18 protein-coding genes and 5 tRNA genes are annotated in these 19998 nt (G+C 56.7%); 5 read left to right on the forward strand and 18 right to left on the reverse strand.

The features are described 5' to 3' along the window. Positions 1-105 precede the first annotated feature (105 nt). The 5 genes from ACMGGH_RS00390 to leuA all read left to right on the forward strand — a co-directional run bounded on the left by ACMGGH_RS00390 (position 106) and on the right by leuA (position 6753). The gene (locus ACMGGH_RS00390; RefSeq protein WP_047367513.1) at positions 106-1290 is read left to right on the forward strand and encodes an MFS transporter; all 1185 of its coding nucleotides are present in this window, start codon (positions 106-108) and stop codon (positions 1288-1290) included. A 315-nt stretch (positions 1291-1605) separates the two neighbouring features. Next, the gene (gene mprA / locus ACMGGH_RS00395) at positions 1606-2136 is read left to right on the forward strand and encodes a transcriptional repressor MprA (RefSeq protein WP_041911975.1); all 531 of its coding nucleotides are present in this window, start codon (positions 1606-1608) and stop codon (positions 2134-2136) included. Positions 2137-2264: 128 nt separating this feature from the next. Next, positions 2265-3437: a multidrug efflux MFS transporter periplasmic adaptor subunit EmrA gene (gene emrA, locus ACMGGH_RS00400; protein ID WP_021241959.1), complete on the forward strand. Its 1173-nt coding sequence runs from the start codon at positions 2265-2267 to the stop codon at positions 3435-3437. Between the two features lie 16 nt (positions 3438-3453). Next, complete coding sequence (gene emrB / locus ACMGGH_RS00405; RefSeq protein WP_028014182.1) at positions 3454-5001, forward strand: multidrug efflux MFS transporter permease subunit EmrB; 1548 nt, start codon at positions 3454-3456, stop codon at positions 4999-5001. Positions 5002-5097: 96 nt separating this feature from the next. Beyond that, the gene (gene leuA, locus ACMGGH_RS00410; protein WP_232948867.1) at positions 5098-6753 is read left to right on the forward strand and encodes a 2-isopropylmalate synthase; all 1656 of its coding nucleotides are present in this window, start codon (positions 5098-5100) and stop codon (positions 6751-6753) included. On the opposite strand, the gene ACMGGH_RS00415 is transcribed toward leuA, so the two are convergent. The 18 genes from ACMGGH_RS00415 to ACMGGH_RS00500 all read right to left on the reverse strand — a co-directional run bounded on the left by ACMGGH_RS00415 (position 6740) and on the right by ACMGGH_RS00500 (position 19766). Next, entirely contained in the window at positions 6740-7504 is a 765-nt protein-coding gene (locus ACMGGH_RS00415) for an AraC family transcriptional regulator (RefSeq protein WP_232948866.1), read from the reverse strand. The genes leuA and ACMGGH_RS00415 overlap by 14 nt on opposite strands. A 53-nt stretch (positions 7505-7557) precedes the next feature. Then, positions 7558-8073 (reverse strand): S-ribosylhomocysteine lyase, encoded by a 516-nt coding sequence (luxS, locus tag ACMGGH_RS00420; RefSeq protein ID WP_008499539.1) that lies wholly within the window; start codon positions 8071-8073, stop codon positions 7558-7560. A 153-nt stretch (positions 8074-8226) separates the two neighbouring features. Continuing rightward, a complete protein-coding gene (gene gshA / locus ACMGGH_RS00425) occupies positions 8227-9771 on the reverse strand; it encodes a glutamate--cysteine ligase (protein ID WP_045260896.1) in 1545 nt (514 codons plus the stop codon). 83 nt (positions 9772-9854) lie between these two features. Next, complete coding sequence (locus ACMGGH_RS00430; RefSeq protein ID WP_008499541.1) at positions 9855-10283, reverse strand: YqaA family protein; 429 nt, start codon at positions 10281-10283, stop codon at positions 9855-9857. Then, a complete protein-coding gene (gene yqaB / locus ACMGGH_RS00435; RefSeq protein WP_045260897.1) occupies positions 10280-10846 on the reverse strand; it encodes a fructose-1-phosphate/6-phosphogluconate phosphatase in 567 nt (188 codons plus the stop codon). The genes ACMGGH_RS00430 and yqaB overlap by 4 nt, the downstream gene beginning before the upstream one ends. Positions 10847-10963: 117 nt before the next feature. Beyond that, a tRNA-Arg gene (locus tag ACMGGH_RS00440) sits at positions 10964-11040 on the reverse strand. 29 nt (positions 11041-11069) lie between these two features. Beyond that, a tRNA-Arg gene (locus ACMGGH_RS00445) sits at positions 11070-11146 on the reverse strand. Positions 11147-11175: 29 nt separating this feature from the next. After that, positions 11176-11252, reverse strand: a tRNA-Arg gene (locus tag ACMGGH_RS00450). Positions 11253-11316: 64 nt separating this feature from the next. Further along, positions 11317-11393 (reverse strand) — tRNA-Arg (locus tag ACMGGH_RS00455). Between the two features lie 4 nt (positions 11394-11397). Further along, positions 11398-11490: transfer RNA gene (locus ACMGGH_RS00460), tRNA-Ser, on the reverse strand. 342 nt (positions 11491-11832) lie between these two features. Next, complete coding sequence (gene csrA / locus ACMGGH_RS00465; protein ID WP_000906486.1) at positions 11833-12018, reverse strand: carbon storage regulator CsrA; 186 nt, start codon at positions 12016-12018, stop codon at positions 11833-11835. Positions 12019-12259: 241 nt separating this feature from the next. Then, positions 12260-14887 carry an alanine--tRNA ligase gene (alaS, locus tag ACMGGH_RS00470; RefSeq protein ID WP_028014187.1) on the reverse strand — a complete coding sequence of 876 codons (2628 nt, stop codon included), beginning with the start codon at positions 14885-14887 and terminating at the stop codon, positions 12260-12262. Between the two features lie 131 nt (positions 14888-15018). Continuing rightward, a complete protein-coding gene (gene recX / locus ACMGGH_RS00475) occupies positions 15019-15519 on the reverse strand; it encodes a recombination regulator RecX (RefSeq protein WP_061097291.1) in 501 nt (166 codons plus the stop codon). Positions 15520-15587: 68 nt separating this feature from the next. Beyond that, a complete protein-coding gene (gene recA, locus ACMGGH_RS00480; protein WP_028014189.1) occupies positions 15588-16646 on the reverse strand; it encodes a recombinase RecA in 1059 nt (352 codons plus the stop codon). An 89-nt stretch (positions 16647-16735) separates the two neighbouring features. Continuing rightward, the gene (gene pncC, locus ACMGGH_RS00485; RefSeq protein WP_028014190.1) at positions 16736-17233 is read right to left on the reverse strand and encodes a nicotinamide-nucleotide amidase; all 498 of its coding nucleotides are present in this window, start codon (positions 17231-17233) and stop codon (positions 16736-16738) included. A gap of 129 nt (positions 17234-17362) precedes the next feature. Then, positions 17363-18241, reverse strand: coding sequence for a metal ABC transporter substrate-binding protein (locus tag ACMGGH_RS00490; RefSeq protein ID WP_232948865.1), 879 nt, complete (start codon positions 18239-18241; stop codon positions 17363-17365). 14 nt (positions 18242-18255) lie between these two features. Then, complete coding sequence (locus ACMGGH_RS00495) at positions 18256-19116, reverse strand: metal ABC transporter permease (RefSeq protein WP_188246054.1); 861 nt, start codon at positions 19114-19116, stop codon at positions 18256-18258. Further along, complete coding sequence (locus tag ACMGGH_RS00500) at positions 19113-19766, reverse strand: metal ABC transporter ATP-binding protein (RefSeq protein WP_232948864.1); 654 nt, start codon at positions 19764-19766, stop codon at positions 19113-19115. The genes ACMGGH_RS00495 and ACMGGH_RS00500 overlap by 4 nt, the downstream gene beginning before the upstream one ends. Between the last annotated feature and the right edge of the window lie 232 nt (positions 19767-19998).

Here is a 19998-nt window from a genome sequence, read left to right on the forward strand (position 1 = left end):
GGATTAACCGCACAAACACACACATAACAATCCCCCAACATTCACAATCATTAGCTATTATGGTTTCCGGAAAAATAATCACTTAACTCACGATTCCTGAAACTAATGACAAAAACATCTCAGGGGCTTAGCCCCGCACTCATCCTTTTAATGTCCGTGGCAACGGGTCTGGCAGTCGCCAGCAACTATTACGCACAACCTCTGCTTGATACTATCGCGCGCGCCTTCGATCTTTCAGCCAGCTCCGCCGGCTTTATCGTCACCGCTGCGCAGCTCGGCTATGCGGCAGGGCTGCTGTTCCTGGTGCCATTGGGCGATATGTTTGAGCGTCGGATGCTTATCGTCTCTATGACGCTTCTGGCGGCAGGCGGCATGCTGATCACCGCCAGCAGCCAGTCGCTGACGATGATGATCGTCGGTACCGCGCTAACGGGGCTTTTCTCCGTCGTCGCGCAAATCCTGGTGCCTCTCGCCGCAACGCTCGCCTCGCCGGAAAAACGCGGCAAAGTGGTCGGCACTATCATGAGCGGCCTGCTGCTGGGCATTCTGCTGGCGCGAACCGTTGCCGGGCTGCTTGCAAGCCTCGGCGGCTGGCGCACCGTCTACTGGGTGGCGAGCGTATTGATGGTGGTGATGGCGCTGGCGCTGTGGCGCGGGCTGCCGAAGGTGAAGCAGGAGAACCACCTGAATTACCCGCAGCTTCTGGCCTCCGTGTTTAGCCTGTTCACGCAGGATAAACTGCTGCGCACCCGCGCTCTGCTGGGGTGTTTAACCTTCGCCAACTTCAGCATTCTCTGGACGTCGATGGCGTTTCTGCTGGCAGCACCGCCGTTCAATTATTCCGAAGGGGTGATTGGTCTGTTCGGTCTGGCCGGTGCTGCCGGTGCACTGGGCGCTCGCCCGGCAGGCGGGCTGGCTGATAAAGGTAAATCGCACATGACCACGACAGCCGGACTGATTTTGCTCCTGCTCTCCTGGGCGGCCATCTGGTATGGGCACGTCTCGGTGCTGGCGCTGATCGTCGGTATTCTGGTGCTCGATCTCACCGTACAGGGTGTTCACATCACCAACCAGACCGTGATTTACCGCGTGAAGCCCGAGGCGCGTAACCGCCTCACGGCCGGATACATGACCAGCTACTTCATTGGTGGTGCGGCGGGTTCGTTAATATCAGCGTCGGCGTGGCAGCATGCCGGCTGGTCAGGTGTGTGCGGGATAGGGGCAATCGTCGCCGCGCTTAACCTGGTTGTATGGTGGCGCGGCTATCATCGTCAGGAAGCAATTCATTAAGTTTTACATTGCTTTGGGCCTCTTAGGGTGTAAAGGGGCCCGGCAGTCTGTTAATGTAAACGTAATCATTTATCCCAGAAATTTTAATGTGGGTGACATATCTACAATTGGCATGAATAGTTCAGACCCCCGTCCCCACATCCTCTCTTCAGCGGGTTTATACCCTACGCTTTCTGTGCTCACCGGGTCACGGACTTACCCGGCGCTCTTTGATGGTGGCATTCGTTTGGCGGATATAACCGCACAAATAATTCATTTACATTATTTGTCACCATCGTTACTATATCGGCTGTAATTAATGAGGTTATGCCCAAAATGGATAGTTCGTTTACGCCCATTGAACAAATGCTTAAATTCCGCGCCAGTCGTCATGAGGACTTCCCGTATCAGGAAATCCTGCTGACCCGCCTGTGCATGCACATGCAGGGTAAGCTACTGGAAAATCGTAATAAAATGCTGAAAGCTCAAGGGATTAACGAGACGTTGTTTATGGCGTTGATTACGCTGGAGTCTCAGGAAAACCATAGCATTCAGCCTTCTGAGCTGAGCTGCGCGCTGGGATCGTCCCGTACCAATGCGACCCGTATTGCCGATGAGCTGGAAAAGCGCGGCTGGATTGAGCGCCGTGAAAGCGATAACGATCGCCGCTGCCTGCATCTGCAATTGACCGATAAAGGTCACCAGTTCCTGCGTGAGGTGCTGCCACCTCAGCACAATTGCCTGCACAAACTCTGGTCTGCCCTCAGTACTTCCGAGCGCGACCAGCTTGAGCATATCACTCGCAAGCTGCTCACCCGTCTGGACCAGATGGATGAAGAAGGCGCTGTTCTTGAGGCGCTGCGCTAACGCGACGACACGCTCAACAATCCAGATTTATATAAGAAAACCGACAGGCCAGCACGTCACACTGCTGGCCTTTCTGACAACAGGTCGGCTCAGCCGATGTGAAAATAAGAAGATCGTGGAGAACAACAATGAGCGCAAATGCGGAGAGCACTACCCCGCAGCAACCGGCCAATAAGAAAGGCAAACGTAAAAGTGCCCTTCTTCTGTTGACCTTGCTCTTTATTATTATTGCCGTGGCATATGGGATCTATTGGTTTTTAGTATTGCGTCATGCAGAAGAGACTGACGACGCATACGTGGCAGGGAACCAGGTACAGATTATGGCGCAGGTGTCGGGCAGCGTGACGAAAGTCTGGGCTGACAATACCGACTTTGTGCAAAAAGGCGATGTGTTGGTGACCCTCGATCCAACCGACGCCCAGCAGGCCTTTGAGAAAGCCCAGACCGCGCTGGCCTCCAGCGTCCGTCAAACCCGCCAGCTGATGATCAACAGTAAACAGCTGCAGGCCAACATCGACGTGCAGAAAACCGCACTCGCGCAGGCGCAGAGCGACCTGAACCGCCGTGTACCGCTCGGCACCGCTAACCTGATTGGCCGTGAAGAGCTGCAGCACGCGCGCGACGCGGTTGCCAGTGCCCAGGCACAGCTGGACGTGGCGATTCAACAGTACAACGCCAACCAGGCGATGGTGCTCGGCACCAGCCTCGAAAACCAGCCCGCCGTACAACAGGCGGCGACTGAAGTACGCAACGCATGGCTTGCCCTGCAGCGTACCAAAATCGTCAGCCCGATGACCGGCTACGTCTCCCGCCGTTCCGTCCAGCCAGGGGCGCAGATTAGCCCGACCACGCCGCTGATGGCGGTCGTGCCAGCAGACAACCTGTGGGTAGACGCCAACTTTAAAGAGACGCAGCTCGCCCATATGCGTATCGGCCAGACCGCGACGGTCGTCAGCGACATCTACGGCGATGACGTGAAGTACACCGGGAAAGTGGTGGGTCTGGATATGGGGACCGGCAGCGCCTTCTCCCTGCTGCCTGCGCAAAACGCCACCGGCAACTGGATCAAAGTGGTTCAGCGTCTGCCCGTGCGTATTGAGCTAGATGCCAAACAGCTGGCGGATCACCCGCTGCGTATCGGCCTCTCAACGCTTGTGACGGTCGATACCGCCAACCGCGACGGTCAGATCCTGGCAAGCCAGGTGCGTAGCAGCCCGGTTTATGAAAGTAACGCCCGTGAAATTAGCCTCGATCCGGTCAACAAACTGATCGATGACATCGTGAAGGCAAACGCCGGTTAAACCGAAGGTGAGCGTTATGCAACAGCAAAAGCCGCAAAAACCGCTGGAAGGCGCGCAGCTGGTCATTATGACCATTGCGCTGTCGCTGGCGACATTCATGCAGGTGCTGGACTCCACCATCGCAAACGTGGCGATCCCAACCATCGCCGGCAACCTTGGCTCGTCGCTGAGCCAGGGGACCTGGGTCATTACTTCGTTTGGGGTGGCAAACGCCATCTCCATCCCTATCACCGGCTGGCTGGCGAAGCGCGTCGGTGAGGTGAAGCTGTTCCTCTGGTCCACGGTAGCGTTTGTTCTTGCCTCCTGGGCGTGCGGCATGTCCAGCAGCCTGACGATGCTGATTTTCTTCCGCGTCATTCAGGGGATTGTCGCCGGGCCGCTGATCCCGCTGTCGCAGAGTTTGCTGCTGAGCAACTACCCCCCAGCAAAGCGTTCGGTCGCGCTGGCGCTGTGGTCAATGACCGTTATCGTCGCGCCTATCTGCGGACCGATTCTGGGCGGGTACATCAGCGATAACTACCACTGGGGCTGGATCTTCTTTATCAACGTACCGATTGGCGCCGTCGTGGTATTGATGACGCTGCAGTCGCTGCGGGGACGAGAGACGCGCACCGAACAGCGCCGTATCGACAGCATCGGGCTGGCGCTGCTGATCCTGGGTATCGGCAGTCTGCAGATCATGCTCGACCGCGGTAAAGAGCTCGACTGGTTCAACTCGCAGGAGATCATCATCCTGACCATTGTCGCGGTGGTGTCGATAAGCTTCCTGATTGTCTGGGAGCTGACGGACGACAACCCGATTGTCGATCTCTCGCTCTTCAAATCGCGAAACTTCACCATCGGCTGCCTGTGTATCAGCCTCGCCTATATGCTCTACTTCGGCGCGATTGTTCTGCTGCCGCAGCTGTTGCAGGAGGTGTATGGCTATACCGCGACCTGGGCGGGTCTGGCCTCAGCGCCCGTTGGGGTGATCCCGGTTCTGCTGTCGCCGATTATTGGCCGCTTCGCCCACAAGCTCGACATGCGTCGGCTGGTGACGTTCAGCTTCATTATGTACGCCGTGTGCTTCTACTGGCGCGCGTATACCTTTGAGCCGGGAATGGACTTTGGCGCCTCGGCGTGGCCGCAGTTCATTCAGGGCTTTGCGGTGGCGTGCTTCTTTATGCCGCTGACCACCATTACGCTCTCTGGCCTGCCGCCTGAGCGTCTGGCGGCGGCATCAAGCCTGTCGAACTTCACCCGTACGCTAGCAGGTTCCATCGGGACGTCGATCACCACCACCCTGTGGACCAACCGTGAATCGATGCACCACGCCCAGCTGACCGAAGCGGTGAACCCGTACAATCCGAATGCCCAGCAGATGTACAGTCAGCTTCAGGGCATGGGGATGACGGAGCAGCAGGCATCCGGCTGGATTGCCCAGCAGATCACCAACCAGGGGCTGATTATCTCGGCAAACGAGATTTTCTGGATATCGGCGGGGATCTTCATCGTCCTGCTGGGGCTGGTGTGGTTTGCCAGACCGCCGTTTGGCGCCGGCGGCGGCGGCGGAGGGGCGCACTAATTCGCGTTGTCCAGAACGCGACAGCGATTGTCAGTTTCGATAAAGCAGCGCTCCTGAAATCAATTCACGATAGTGAAAAGACAACAGGAGCGCATCATGCTGAACACACCCGCCGACAAATACCAGCCTTATCCCACCGTTTCATTGCCCGACCGCCGCTGGCCGGAGCAGACCATCACCCGCGCGCCGCGCTGGCTCTCGACAGACTTACGCGACGGCAACCAGGCGCTTGCCGAGCCGATGGACAGTGCGCGCAAGCTGCAGTTCTGGGATTTGCTGCTGGGCTGCGGATTTAAAGAGATTGAGGTCGCCTTCCCGTCCGCCTCGCAGACCGACTTCAACTTTGTCCGCCAGCTTATCGAAGAGAACCGCATTCCGGATGACGTCACGATTCAGGTGTTAACACAGGCGCGGGAAGATCTCATCCATCGTACTTTTGAATCCCTGCGCGGCGCGAAGCAGGCCACCGTCCATCTGTATAACGCCACCGCCCCGCTGTTCCGCCGCCTGGTGTTCGGTATGGAGAAAGCGCAGATCGTCGAACTGGCCACCCGCGCCACGCGGCTTATCCGCCAGCTTTGTGAAGAGAACCCTGAAACCCGCTGGCAGTACGAGTACTCCCCGGAAACCTTCTGCTTTACCGAGCCGGAGTTTGCGCTGGAGATTTGTGAAGCCGTGGCGGAGATCTGGCAGCCGTGCGATGAACGGCCAATGGTGATCAATTTACCCGCTACCGTCGAGGTCAGTACGCCGAACGTCTATGCCGACCAGATCGAGTATTTCTGCCGCCACTTCAGCCGCCGCCGCGACGTGTGCATCAGCGTGCATCCGCATAACGACCGCGGAACGGGCGTCGCCAGCGCGGAGCTGGCGGTGATGGCCGGGGCCGACCGCGTAGAGGGCTGCCTTTTTGGCAACGGCGAACGCACGGGCAACGTTTGCCTGGTAACGCTGGCGATGAACCTCTACAGCCAGGGCATTAGTCCCAATCTGGACTTTAGCGATATGAATCGGGTGGTCGAAACGGTAGAGGCCTGCAACCAGTTGCCTGTCCATCCGCGCCATCCGTGGGCAGGACGGCTGGCCTATACCGCCTTCTCCGGCTCGCACCAGGACGCCATCAAGAAAGGCTTTGATGCCCGCAGGCCTGGCGATCGCTGGGAGATGCCCTATCTGCCCGTCGATCCGCAGGACATCGGCTGCACCTACGAAGCGGTGATCCGCGTGAACAGCCAGTCAGGAAAAAGCGGCAGCGCCTGGCTTATTGAGCAAAACCACGGCCTGAAGCTGCCCCGCGCCCTGCAGCAGGATTTTAGCCAGCACGTGCAGCATGAAACGGATCGCCACGGGAAAGAAATGACGCAGAACGCGCTGTGGCAGCTATTCCGCACCCGCTACGGGCTGGTAACGACCCCGCAGCTGGCGCTGCAATCCTACCGCAGCGACGGCCAGCAGGACGGCCAGCTGCGGCTGACGGCAAGCGTCGTCACGCAGGGGGGAACGCGCCAGCTGGAGGGTCAGGGCAACGGTCTGCTCTCCGCTGCCGCGCAGGGCCTGAGCCGCTGGGTCAACGCGCCGTTTGTGATTAAGGATTATCACGAACATACGCTGGGCGAACGCAGCGACAGCCGTTCGGTGGCCTATATCCGCTGCCTGTTCCAGGACGGCACCAGCAGCTGGGGCGTGGGCATTGACAGCGACGTGGCGCGCGCGTCGCTTCAGGCGCTGTTTAACGCCGTCAGTCGTTCTTAAAGTAATCGCTGGGTGAGATACCCATCGTCCGGCGGAACATCGCCGTAAAGGCGCTGTGGCTGCCGTATCCCAGATCCAGCGCCACGCGCAGCACCGGCTGGCCCTGCGCCAGCCGCACTAAGGCTTCCAGCAGGCGCGCCCTTCTCACCCACTCGCCGTAGCTTAACCCGGTCTGCTGCTGAAAATGGCGGTTCAGCGTACGCTCGCTCATGCCGAGCAAGCTCGCGCTCTGTTGACCGCTCCAGCTTTCAGCTGGTAACTGACGGACCTGCCGACACAGCTGGCGTAACGCTTCACTTTCCGGTTCCGGCAGGTGAAACGGCAGCACCGGCATGATGCGAATTTCATCCAGAATGAGCTCATACACGCGCTCGTCACGGCTTCCCGGCGAGTACGACTCAGGTAGCGTCAGGGAGGTGAGGATCAGCTCGCGCAGCAGCGGGGAGATCTGCACGATCTGACAGGTCGCCGGGAGATCGGCTCGCGCCAGCGGATCGATAAACAGCGTGCGGGCTGCAACGTTGCCGGTGATGCGAAGCGAGTGCTGTGTCCCCGCCGGTAGCCAGACGCCGCGCCCGGGCGGCACTACCCAGCAGCCGGATGCGGTATCGACCCGCACGACGCCCGTCAGACTGTGCAGCAGCTGCGCGCAGTCGTGCTCATGCCACGGCTCGCTATCGCCATGAGCATAATCATGCGAAAACGGCACAAGCGGGCGATGGGTAAAGGAGAAGGTGGTGGTTGTCGTCATGAGGATTGTAGGCCCGGCCAGCGAAGCGCCACCGGGCATCCACAGGCACAATACTAGATGTGCAGCTCCTGCAGTTTTTCTTTTGGCAGGGCCAGCTCTTCATTGCTGTTTACGCGAACGTCACGCTCGATGATGTGACGGGCAATTTCCTGGGCTTCTTCCAGAGAGTGCATCTGGTAAGTGCCGCACTGGTAAACGTTCAGCTCAGGGATCTGGTTCTGCTCTTTCACTTTCAGCACGTCTTCCATCGCCGCTTTCCACGCATCGGCGACGCGTTTCTCTTCAGGCTGACCAATCAGGCTCATGTAGAAGCCGGTACGGCAGCCCATCGGAGAGATGTCGATGATCTCAACGCCGTTGCCGTTCAGGTGGTCACGCATGAAACCGGCGAACAGGTGTTCCAGGGTGTGAATGCCTTTCTCCGGCATCACTTCTTTATTCGGCACGCAGAAGCGCAGATCGAAGACGGTGATCGTGTCGCCGTGCGGGGTGTGCATGGTCTTCGCCACGCGGACTGCAGGTGCTTCCATACGGGTATGGTCGACAGTAAAGCTATCTAATAACGGCATACGTCACCTCCGATAGTGATTTTTTTTAAAATAAACTGAACTCTTCTACAGAATGCACGTCTGAGTATATGAAAGACGCGCATTTGTTATCATCATCCCTGAATTCAGAGATGTATATTTTGGCCACAGCGATGTGGCCTTTTTCTTTTCTGCTTAAGCCTGCTTCGCCAGAAACGCCTCAAACGACTCCGTATCCGCCGCTTCAACCTCTTTCTGACGCACCAGGGACGCGTCGCGCTCCGCGACAAAATCCGCTTCGCTCAGGATCTCTAACGGCTCCTGCATCAGCATCTCACGGTACTCCGCTGAGAGTGAACGCCCCGTGCCGCCAATCCCCTGCTCGATCATGGTGCGCAAAATGCGCGCAGAGAACGTCAGTTCCGGGTTATCAAAGCATTCAACCAGCTGGTCGCAAATCTGTTGATACGCGTCGCCGCCGTCGATGCTGTCCAGAGTGCGGGCAACACGCTTCAGGTCACGGAACAGATCCTTACCTACCTTAGCCAGCGGGAACTGCGCCGTTTCGCAGCCAATACCCAGCGTCAGACCCGGTTTACGGCCTTCCAGAATCACGCGGTTCCAGTTCGTGCGCGTACAAAGCAGTTCGTCTGAACTCATTTCCGGCGCATCCGCCAGCGCGCACCAGACCATAAACAGATCCAGGAAGCGAACCTGCTGCTCGTCAACGCCAATCGGTGAGAACGGGTTGATGTCCAGCGAGCGCACTTCAATGTATTCAATGCCGCCGCGCTGCAGCGCATCCGACGGCGTTTCACCGCTGCGCGTCACGCGCTTCGGACGAATTGGCGCATACAGTTCGTTTTCAATCTGCAATACGTTGCTGTTGATTTGCAGGCGCTTTCCGTCTTTTTCGAGGCCGATTTTCGCGTACTCTTCCGACGGAGTTTTAATCGCCCGCTTCAATCCTGCCACATATTCGTGCAATTCGTTAAACGTAATACCGAGATTGCTTTGCGATTTATTGGTATAGCCCAGATCGCTCATGCGCAGAGAAGTCGCGTACGGGAGATAGTACATGCCACACTCGGTTTTTTCGAACGGCAGCGTAGTCGGTTTCCCCTGCAGGAACGATGAACAAATGGCAGGCGACGCGCCAAACAGATACGGAATCACCCAGCCAAAACGGTAATAGTTGCGGATCAGACGGAAATAACCGGCGGAGATCGCTTCTTTATCCGTATCTCCCCCCTTCGCCTGCCAGAACGCCATCGGCAAAGAGAAATTGTAGTGCACGCCAGAGATCGTCTGCATCAGCGCGCCGTAGCGATTTTTAAGACCTTCGCGATAGAGCGTTTTCAGCCGACCAATGTTTGACGTGCCGTACTGCGCCAGCTCAATCTCCTGGCCCTGCTCGATATAGCACGGCATGCTGAGCGGCCACATACGTTCATCGCCGAGATTGCGCGCGGTGTAGCGATGGATGTCGCGCAGGATCGTCAGCATATGATCAATATCGCCGTCCACCGGCGTAATGAACTCCAGCAGCGCTTCAGCGAAATCGGTTGTGATCCATTTATGTGTCAGCGCCGAGCCTAACGCCTTCGGGTGACCCGTCGTCGCTAAGCTACCGTCCGCGTTAACGCGCAGCGTTTCACGCTCAAGACCACGCTGAATACCCTTCAGAGCCTGAGGGTGGTTTTCCAGCCAGGCCAGCGCCTGAGATACGTCCGGGATCAAATTGACCTCCCGCCTGTCAAAGTAATGTTACTCAGCATAATTGTAATGGTTGACGATTGAAGGTCGCGTATTCATTCCACCAATTAGTGCCACCACGTCATACCCTGTAGTGTTGCCCACGCCACGAGAACATAGCGCAACGCCTTGCCAAGGCACAAAAAAAAGAGCACCGGTCCCCAGGAGATGCGCATCCATCCCGCCAGCAGACACAGTAAATCGCCTATTACAGGCATCCAGCTTAATAACAGCGTGGCAGCGCCATAGCGTTTTAGCCAGCCGACTGCCTTTTCCTGCCAGCGCGATTTTTCGCGCAGCGGAAAGAAACGCCCAAGAATAACGTTAGTCAGCCCTCCAAGGCTATTACCCATTGTTGCTATTAATACAAGCAGCCAGGGCTGACTCACGCCGGACAACAGCATCGCCACCAGTACCACTTCCGAATTTCCCGGTAACAGCGTGGCGCTTAGAAAACTGCTGGCGAATAATGAGGCAAGTGACAGCGCGTCACTCACAGTAAGCGCACATCCACCGCCGCCATTCCGGCATCACGCGCGGCCTGAATACCGAAGTCGGCATCTTCAAACACGACGCATTTTGCCGCCGGTACGCCCATTAATTCTGCGCAAAGCAGGAAGGTGTCCGGCGCGGGCTTGTGATTTTTAACATGATCGGCGGCCACCACGGCAGAAAAATAGTGGCGCAGGCCAAGATGGTTGAGCAACGCTTCTGCTATCGCGCTCTCGCTGCCCGTCCCGACAGACATCGGGCGACGCCCGTGCCACTCTTTTACCACATCAATCAGTGGCAGAGGGCGTACGGTATCTAAAAGCATGGCTTTTACCGCATCGGTTTTTTCACGCGCGAGAAGGTGTGGGTCGAGATCGGCCTGATTCAGTTCAATCACGGCCTGCGCAATACGCCAGGTTGGGGATCCGTTGAGGGCAATCATCGCCTGAAGGTCGAAACGCATGCCGTAGCGGCCAAGGACCTCGGTCCAGGCTTGACGATGCGTGGGTTCAGTATCCAGGAGGGTGCCATCCATGTCGAAGATCAAACCGTCATACTGTGCGTACATCGTGCTCTCGCTAAACGATTAACAAAGCATTACTTTATCGTAAAAGGGGGTTTTTGTCGCTGACAGAGAGTGTGATTGCTGACGGAACGTCGAAGGAATAGACAAAAGAAGAGAAGATGGTGCATCCGGGAGGATTCGAACCTCCGACCGCTCGGTTCGTAGCCGAGTACTCTATCCAGCTGAGCTACGGATGCATCGGGGAAATGCTTTTAGAAACAGTAAATGGTGCATCCGGGAGGATTCGAACCTCCGACCGCTCGGTTCGTAGCCGAGTACTCTATCCAGCTGAGCTACGGATGCATCAGGGAACTGCTTTCAGAAATAGTAAATGGTGCATCCGGGAGGATTCGAACCTCCGACCGCTCGGTTCGTAGCCGAGTACTCTATCCAGCTGAGCTACGGATGCATCGGGATTTACTACTGTACTGCTCGATATTCATATCACTTCGAAAGCAATATGAAGTAATAGATGGTGCATCCGGGAGGATTCGAACCTCCGACCGCTCGGTTCGTAGCCGAGTACTCTATCCAGCTGAGCTACGGATGCAAAATGGCGGTGAGGCGGGGATTCGAACCCCGGATGCAGCTTTTGACCGCATACTCCCTTAGCAGGGGAGCGCCTTCAGCCTCTCGGCCACCTCACCACACAACGCCTCTTTCGAGTGCTTCGAGCAACTCGTTAAGAGCTTCTCGTCGCTGCGTGGCGCATATATTACTTTCTGGGACTTATAAGTCAAACAATTTTCCAAAAGCTTTTATCGTTTGCACAAATCACACGCAATTCGCATGTAAAAGCCGCAAAGAGGGTGTTTTATAAGCGGATTTTGCAGGCAACGCCACAGAAAACATCTGCCGAAATGGCGGTATTGAGATGAGTTAAGGGTAACAGAGTGGTTAAAAAGAGAGCGATTGAAATTAAACGGTAACTTTGAGCAGGAAAAATAGCGGGAGGGTTGCGTCTCGCCCGACAGCGAGACGCGACAATATCAGTAACTGGACTGCTGGGATTTTTCAGCCTGGATACGCTGGTAGATCTCTTCACGGTGGACAGATACTTCTTTAGGAGCGTTAACACCAATACGTACCTGGTTACCCTTTACCCCTAAAACTGTCACGGTGACCTCATCCCCAATCATGAGGGTCTCACCAACTCGACGAGTCAGAATCAGCATTCTTTGCTCCTTGAAAGATTAAAAGAGTCGGGTCTCTTGTATCCCGGCATTATCCATCATATAACGCCAAAAAGTAAGCGATGACAAACACGTAAAGTGTAAGCAGTCACGGCATCACATTCTGTTAAACGTAAGTTTAGCCGATATACACAAACTCAACCTGACTTTATCGTTATCGATAGCACAGTGAACAAGACGCCATAACGTTGCCGCTATGGCGTCTGCTTGTGCTTTGTAGTTATTACAGTTTCGCGCTTACCCAGCTTTCAACGCTGGCTAATGCCGCAGGAAGTGCCGCCGCATCCGTACCACCGGCTTGCGCCATGTCCGGACGACCGCCACCCTTGCCGCCCACCTGCTGAGCGACCATACCAATCAGTTCCCCTGCTTTAACGCGGTCGGTCACATCCTTAGAGACGCCCGCAATCAGAGAAACCTTACCTTCTGCCACTGTCGCCAGCACGATAACGGTAGAACCAAGCTGGTTCTTGAGATCGTCGACCATAGTACGCAGCATCTTAGGCTCAACGCCCGCCAGATCGCTGACCAGCAGTTTGACGCCCTTAATGTCTACAGCCTTGCTGGAGAGGTTTGCACTCTCCTGCGCCGCAGCCTGCTCTTTCAGCTGCTGCAGCTCTTTTTCCAGCTGACGCGTGCGATCCAGCGCAACGCGCACTTTCTCGCCCAGATTCTGGCTATCGCCTTTCAGCAGCTGCGCGATGTCGTGCAGCTGATCGCTCTGCGCATGCAGGCTGGCGATTGCGCCTTCACCGGTCACCGCTTCAATACGACGCACACCTGCAGCCGTACCGGATTCGGAAACAATGCGGAACAGGCCGATGTCACCGGTGCGCGAGGCGTGAGTACCGCCGCACAGTTCGGTAGAGAAGTCGCCCATGCTCAGCACGCGAACGCGCTCGTCATATTTCTCGCCAAACAGCGCCATCGCACCTTTTTTCTTCGCGTCCTCAAGATCCATGATGTGGGTCTCAATTGGCAGGTTACGACGGATCTGCGCGTTCACCAGGTCTTCCACCGCGCGAATTTCAGACGGCTTCATCGCTTCAAAATGCGAGAAGTCGAAGCGCAGCACTTTATCGTTTACCAGAGAACCTTTCTGTGCAACGTGGGTACCCAGCACGTCGCGCAGGGCTGCGTGCATCAGGTGGGTTGCAGAGTGGTTCAGACGAATGCGCGCACGGCGTGCTTCATCAACGTTAGCCTGTACGCCCTCGCCCACTTTCAGAGAACCGGATACCAGTTTGCCCTGGTGACCGATCGCCTGACCGTATTTCTGGGTGTCGCTGACGCTGAAGCTAAAACCGTTGCCTTTCAGTTCGCCTTTATCGCCAACCTGACCGCCGGATTCCGCATAGAACGGCGTTTTGTCCAGAATGACGACGGCTTCCTGACCCGCGCTGATGCTGTCTACGGCTTTACCGTCAACAAACAGGGCGGTCACTTTGCCGGTCAGTTCCAGCGCTTCATAACCTTTGAATTCAGACGCGCTATCAACGCGGATCATCGCGTTGTAGTCTGCACCGAAACCGCTGGACTCACGCGCACGACGACGCTGCTCTTCCATCGCGGCTTCAAAGCCTGCTTCATCAACTTTGATGTTGCGCTCGCGGCAAACGTCCGCCGTCAGGTCAACCGGGAAGCCGTAGGTGTCGTACAGGCGGAAAGCGGTTTCGCCATCCAGCGTGTCGCCCTTAAGCTTCGCCAGTTCTTCGTCCAGCAGCGCCAGACCGCGCTCCAGCGTACGAGCGAACTGCTCTTCTTCGGTTTTCAGAACCTGCTCAACCTGCGCCTGCTGGCGTTTCAGCTCGTCGCCGGCTGACCCCATCACGCCAATCAGTGGCCCAACGAGTTTATAGAAGAAGGTGTCCTTCGCGCCCAGCATGTTGCCGTGACGGATCGCACGGCGAATGATACGACGCAGCACGTAGCCACGGTTTTCATTCGACGGAATAACGCCGTCGGCAATCAGGAACGCACAGGAACGAATATGGTCTGCGATAACGCGCAGCGATTTGTTGTTCAGATCGGTCGCGCCGGTAACGTTCGCAACGGCTTTGATCAGAGTGCTGAACAGGTCAATCTCGTAGTTGGAGTTAACGTGCTGCAGAACCGCGGCGATACGCTCCAGGCCCATACCGGTATCAACGGATGGCTTCGGCAGCGGCTCCATGGTGCCGTCAGCCTGGCGGTTGAACTGCATGAAGACGATGTTCCAGATCTCAATATAGCGATCGCCGTCTTCTTCCGGGCTGCCTGGAGGGCCGCCCCAGATATGGTCGCCGTGATCGTAGAAGATCTCGGTGCACGGACCGCAAGGACCGGTGTCGCCCATCTGCCAGAAGTTATCAGACGCATATGGCGCGCCTTTGTTATCACCGATGCGAATAATACGCTCGCGCGGGATACCCACTTCTTTTTCCCAGATTTCGAACGCTTCGTCATCGGTTTCGTAGACGGTCACCCACAGACGCTCTTTCGGCAGGTTGAACCAGTTTTCACCGGTCAGCAGCTCCCATGCGTATTGAATGGCATCATGTTTGAAGTAGTCGCCGAAGCTGAAGTTACCCAGCATTTCGAAGAAGGTGTGGTGGCGCGCGGTGTAACCGACGTTTTCCAGGTCGTTGTGTTTACCGCCCGCACGCACGCAACGCTGTGAGGTTGTGGCGCGGGAATAATTACGCTTGTCGAGACCAAGGAACACATCCTTGAACTGGTTCATCCCGGCGTTGGTAAACAGCAGAGTCGGATCGTTGTTCGGTACCAGGGAGCTGCTGGCAACAACCTGGTGTCCCTTACTATGGAAAAAATCGAGAAACGCCTGACGGATCTCAGCGGTGCTCTTGCTCATAATTATCCTGAAATCAAGCTAACGAAATGTCGTAGCCAGCCTGTATCGGTAAACCGTTGGACGGACCAGCTACTGGAAAAAGTGGGAATAAGATAAGTTTTCTTTAGTGGGAAGTAAAATCCCGCATGCGTTCAATCGGCAAAATTACGCCAGATATCCTGAATATCTTCCATCAGAAAGCCGCGGTAGAGCAAAAAGCGCTGGATTTTGACTTTTTCTGAAAATTCACGCGGCAACGGTTCGCCGTACTTACGAATCGCCTGCTCTTTTGCCAGTTCGCACCAGTCGATGTCGCTTTCGCGCATCGCTTTTTCGATGGACTCTCTGGCTACCCCTTTCTGGTTCAGCTCCTGGCGGATGCGCGCGGGCCCATACCCTTTGCGACCACGGCTGGCGAGAAAACGCGAGGCAAACCGGTCATCGTCCAGGTAATGATGCTCATAGCACCAGGCCACCACGCGGTCGTAGTCTTCCGCAGTGGCATCAATCTCCTCCGGCCCGTTTTTGCTCATGACGGGCGCTGACAGCTTCCGCCGCAGCTCCTGTTCACTGTGGTCGCGCACGGCGAGAATGCGTACCGCACGATCCAGCAAGCGCGCGTAGGCGGGTCGGCGTGATGTCGGTTCACTCATAAAAAACCTGCAGAATCAGAAATGCAAAAAGGGCCGCGTCAGCAGCCCTTCATCTTTACACGAGAGACTTAAAAGTCTTCGTTGGTTTCTTCAGCATCCGCGGCATCCACCACGAAATCAGGTTTGGAGTCCTGGTTGTTCAGCAGAAGCTCACGCACCTTCTTCTCAATCTCTTTCGCCGCAGCCGGGTTCTCTTTCAGCCAGGAGATAGCATTCGCTTTACCCTGACCAATCTTGTCACCGTTGTAGCTGTACCAGGCGCCCGCTTTTTCAATCAGCTTCTCTTTCACGCCCAGGTCAACCAGCTCGCCGAGGAAGTTGATACCTTCGCCGTAGAGGATCTGGAATTCAGCCTGTTTGAACGGTGCTGCGATTTTGTTCTTCACAACCTTCACGCGGGTTTCGCTACCCACCACGTTCTCGCCCTCTTTCACCGCGCCGATACGGCGGATATCCAGACGGACAGAGGCGTAGAATTTCAGGGCGTTACCACCGGTGGTGGTTTCCGGGTTACCGAACATCACACCAATTTTCATACGGATCTGGTTGATGAAGATCAGCAGCGTATTGGACTGCTTCAGGTTACCGGCCAGCTTACGCATCGCCTGGCTCATCATACGTGCCGCGAGGCCCATGTGAGAGTCACCGATTTCACCTTCGATTTCCGCTTTTGGCGTCAGCGCCGCAACGGAGTCGACGATGATCACGTCAACCGCACCGGAACGTGCCAGCGCGTCACAAATTTCCAGCGCCTGCTCGCCGGTGTCCGGCTGGGAACACAGCAGGTTGTCGATATCAACGCCCAGCTTACGGGCATAGACCGGGTCCAGCGCGTGCTCGGCATCGATAAACGCACAGGTTTTACCTTCGCGCTGCGCCGCTGCAACAACCTGCAGGGTCAGCGTCGTTTTACCTGAGGATTCCGGACCGTAGATTTCTACGATACGCCCCATCGGCAAACCGCCCGCGCCCAGTGCGATATCCAGAGAAAGCGAACCGGTGGAGATAGTTTCCACATCCATGGAACGGTCTTCACCCAGGCGCATGATGGAGCCTTTACCGAATTGCTTTTCGATCTGGCCCAGTGCTGCCGCCAACGCTTTCTGTTTGTTTTCGTCGATAGCCATTATTACTCCTGTCATGCCGGGAGAAGCAACTGCGCTTCACCATGGACTTCTGTTCTGTTGGTGCAATTATACTGTATAGTCATACAGTATCAAGTATTTTGTAGAAATTGTTGCCAGAGCGTTTTTAACGCATAAACGGTAGCCTGACGACGCACGCTTTCGCGATCGCCGCTGAAGCACTCCCGGCGGGTGATCCCTTCCCCTTTGGACGTGGCAAACCCGAACCAGACGGTGCCGACAGGCTTCACGTCGCTGCCGCCGTCCGGCCCCGCGATGCCGCTGATGGAAATGGCGTAATCTGCCCGTGCCTCTTTCAGCGCGCCAATGGCCATTTCAATGACAACCGGTTCGCTGACCGCGCCATGCTGTTCCAGCGTGGCTTCGCGCACGCCAATCATCTGCGCTTTAGCTTCGTTACTGTAGGTCACAAAGCCACGTTCAAACCAGGCGGAACTGCCGGCGATATCGGTAATCGCTTTCGCCACCCAGCCGCCGGTGCAGGATTCCGCGGTGGTAATAGTCGCGCCACGCTGCTTCAGGGCAAGGCCAACGATCTCGCTAAGCTGCATCAATTCATGGTCAGTCATTCTTGCTCCAGGCTTGAGAAAAACGTGCAGCACAAGATAGCACTTTCTCGTCAGATATGGGGATGCGCTTCAGGTTTTACGAGGGGGCTTCAGAAAAAAGCCGGTGCGGGCACACCGGCTGTAAAAATATTATTTCATGCTGTTCGCAAGCGTATCGACATTATGGCGAAACGCCTTAACGTAGGTGTCTGCTGCCCCACCTTTTGCCGACAGGGCTTCCGGGTAAAGTTCGCCGCCCGGCTGTACGCCCGTCGCCGACGCAATCTGCTTCACCAGACGCGGATCGAGCTGGTTTTCCATAAACCACGTTTTCACGCCGTCGGCTTTAATCTGCTTGATAATCTCCGCCACCTGAGACGCGCTGGCCTCGCTCTCTGAAGAGAGTCCTTGAGGTGCCATGAAGGTTACGCCATAAGCGCGGCCAAAATAACCAAACGCGTCATGGCTGGTCAGCACTTTGCGCTTTTCCTGCGGGATCTGGCTAAAGCGCGTTTTGGCCCAGCTGTCCAGTTGAGTCAGTTGCGCAATGTATGGTTTTCCTGAAGCCTCCAGCGCCGCTTTGTCTTCCGGATCGGCTTTCACCAGCCCGTTCAGAATATTTTGCGCATACAGCGCACCGTTCGCGGCGCTGTTCCAGGCGTGCGGATCGGTCACGGTCTTTCCATCTTCCTCAAGCGTGTGGGTTTTCACCCCGTTTGAGGCAACGACCAGCTGGCCTTTGAACCCGGAGGCTTTCACCAGGCGGTCGAGCCAGCCTTCCAGCCCCAAACCGTTGACCACGACCACGTCAGCCTTGCTCAGCGCCGCGCTGTCCTTAGGCGACGGTTCGAAGGTATGCGGATCGCCGTCCGGCCCCACCAGCGTCGTCACGTTTACACGATCGCCCCCCACCTCCTGCGCGATATCCCCCAGTATCGAAAAGCTGGTGACCACATTCAGCGTTTTCGCCATCACGCTATGCGACATCATCCCCAGCGCTAGCGCCATGATTAATCCTGTACTTTTCATCGTTTCCCCTTGCGTTAATAAAGCGCCCGCAGGCTGCCAGCCAGCCTGCTGCGCGTGCCAAATAAAACGGAAATAAAGAACAGCGCGCTGGCGGTCAGCACAATAGATGGCCCCGCGGGTAAACTTGCCGCCCAGGAGAGGCTTAGCCCCAGCCACGCGCAGAAAATACCGCTGATACCAGCCATCAGGAGTAATCCGGGTAAGGTGCGGACCCAACAGCGCGCCGCCACCGCCGGGAGCATCATCAGCCCGACGGCCATCAGCGTGCCGAGCACCTGAAAACCGGCCACCAGGTTCAGGACCAGCAGCGCCAGAAACAGACCGTGCAATACGCCGGGTAGCCAGCGGGCATTCACCTGCAGCCAGGCGGTGTCAAACGCCTCCGTCACCAGCCCGCGGTAAAAAAGGGCCAGCATGATAAGGGTGAAGATGCACACGCCGGTCACAAACAGCGCGGCGTCGTTGTCCACCGCGAGGATTGAGCCAAACAGCAGATGCAGCAAATCGACATTCGAGCCGCGCAGAGATACCAGCGTGACGCCCAGCGCCAGTGACCCCAGGTAAAAACCGGCAAAGCTGGCATCCTCTTTCAGCGGCGTGCGGCGGCTGACCAGCCCGGCCACCAGCGCAACGGCAATCCCGGCGATAAACCCGCCGACGGTCATAGCCAACAGCGACATCCCGCTGAGCAAATACCCCACGGCGACGCCGGGCAAAATGGCGTGAGAAAGCGCATCGCCCATCAGGCTCATCCGGCGCAGCTGAAGAAACACGCCGAGCGCGGTGGTGCTGACGGAGAGCGCCAGGCAAACCACCAGCGCGCGGCGCATAAAGCCGAATTCGATAAACGGCTGGAAGAATGTGTGCCAGATCATGCCACCCTCACCCGTTCGGTTTTCCACTGGGGGGCGTCAGTATCCAGCCGCAGCGTCTGCGGGAAGTGGCGCGCCACACGCTCGCTGTCGTGCAGTACCGCGAGCAGCGTTTGCCCCTGCATATACATCTCCAGCATCAGATCCATCAGCACGTTGCAGGTCGCTTCATCAACGCCGGTGAAGGGCTCGTCGAGCATCACCAGCGGCGCCTGCTGTACTAACACGCGGGCAAAAAGCATGCGCTGAAACTGGCCGCCGGAGAGTTCATCAATGGTGGAGAGCGCCATCGACTCCAGCCCCACGCGCTCAAGTGCACCACTAATGCGCAGACGCGCTTCGCGACGAAAACCGGCGAAAAGCGAAATTCCGGGCCAGCAGCCCATGCTCACCACGTCCTGCACGGTCAGCGGAAACTGTGCTTCCAGCGCGTGACGCTGGGCCAGCCATCCGATTACTGGTCGTCTACCCTGCCAGTGAAATCTGCCGCTGACGGGCGGAATAAATCCGGCGAGGGTTTTCAGCAGCGTGGATTTGCCGCAGCCGTTGGCGCCGATAATCGCGGTCATGCTGCCGCGTTCAATCCCGCCCGAAAGCGGACGCGTGACGGGCTGGCGGTCGTAGCCCGCAACCAGTGCGTTCATCACGATCATGGCAGCGCCACCGCCCAGCGCACGGCCAGCCCGAGAAACAGAATGAGCACCATCGCCAGCAGCAGCCGAATCGGGGATGAGAGAGAAAACAGGGACATGGATATTTCAACTCAAAAATAATGTTATAACATAACAATAATGAAAGGCGATGAAGATGTAAACGGCGGGAATGAAATGGGAGTGTGGCGAAATGTTTCTGCGGGAAAGAGGTGCGCGCGGGTGCCCTCTCCCA

Source organism: Enterobacter sp. BNK-16, assembly GCF_048684955.1.
GTDB classification, from domain to species: domain Bacteria; phylum Pseudomonadota; class Gammaproteobacteria; order Enterobacterales; family Enterobacteriaceae; genus Enterobacter; species Enterobacter bugandensis.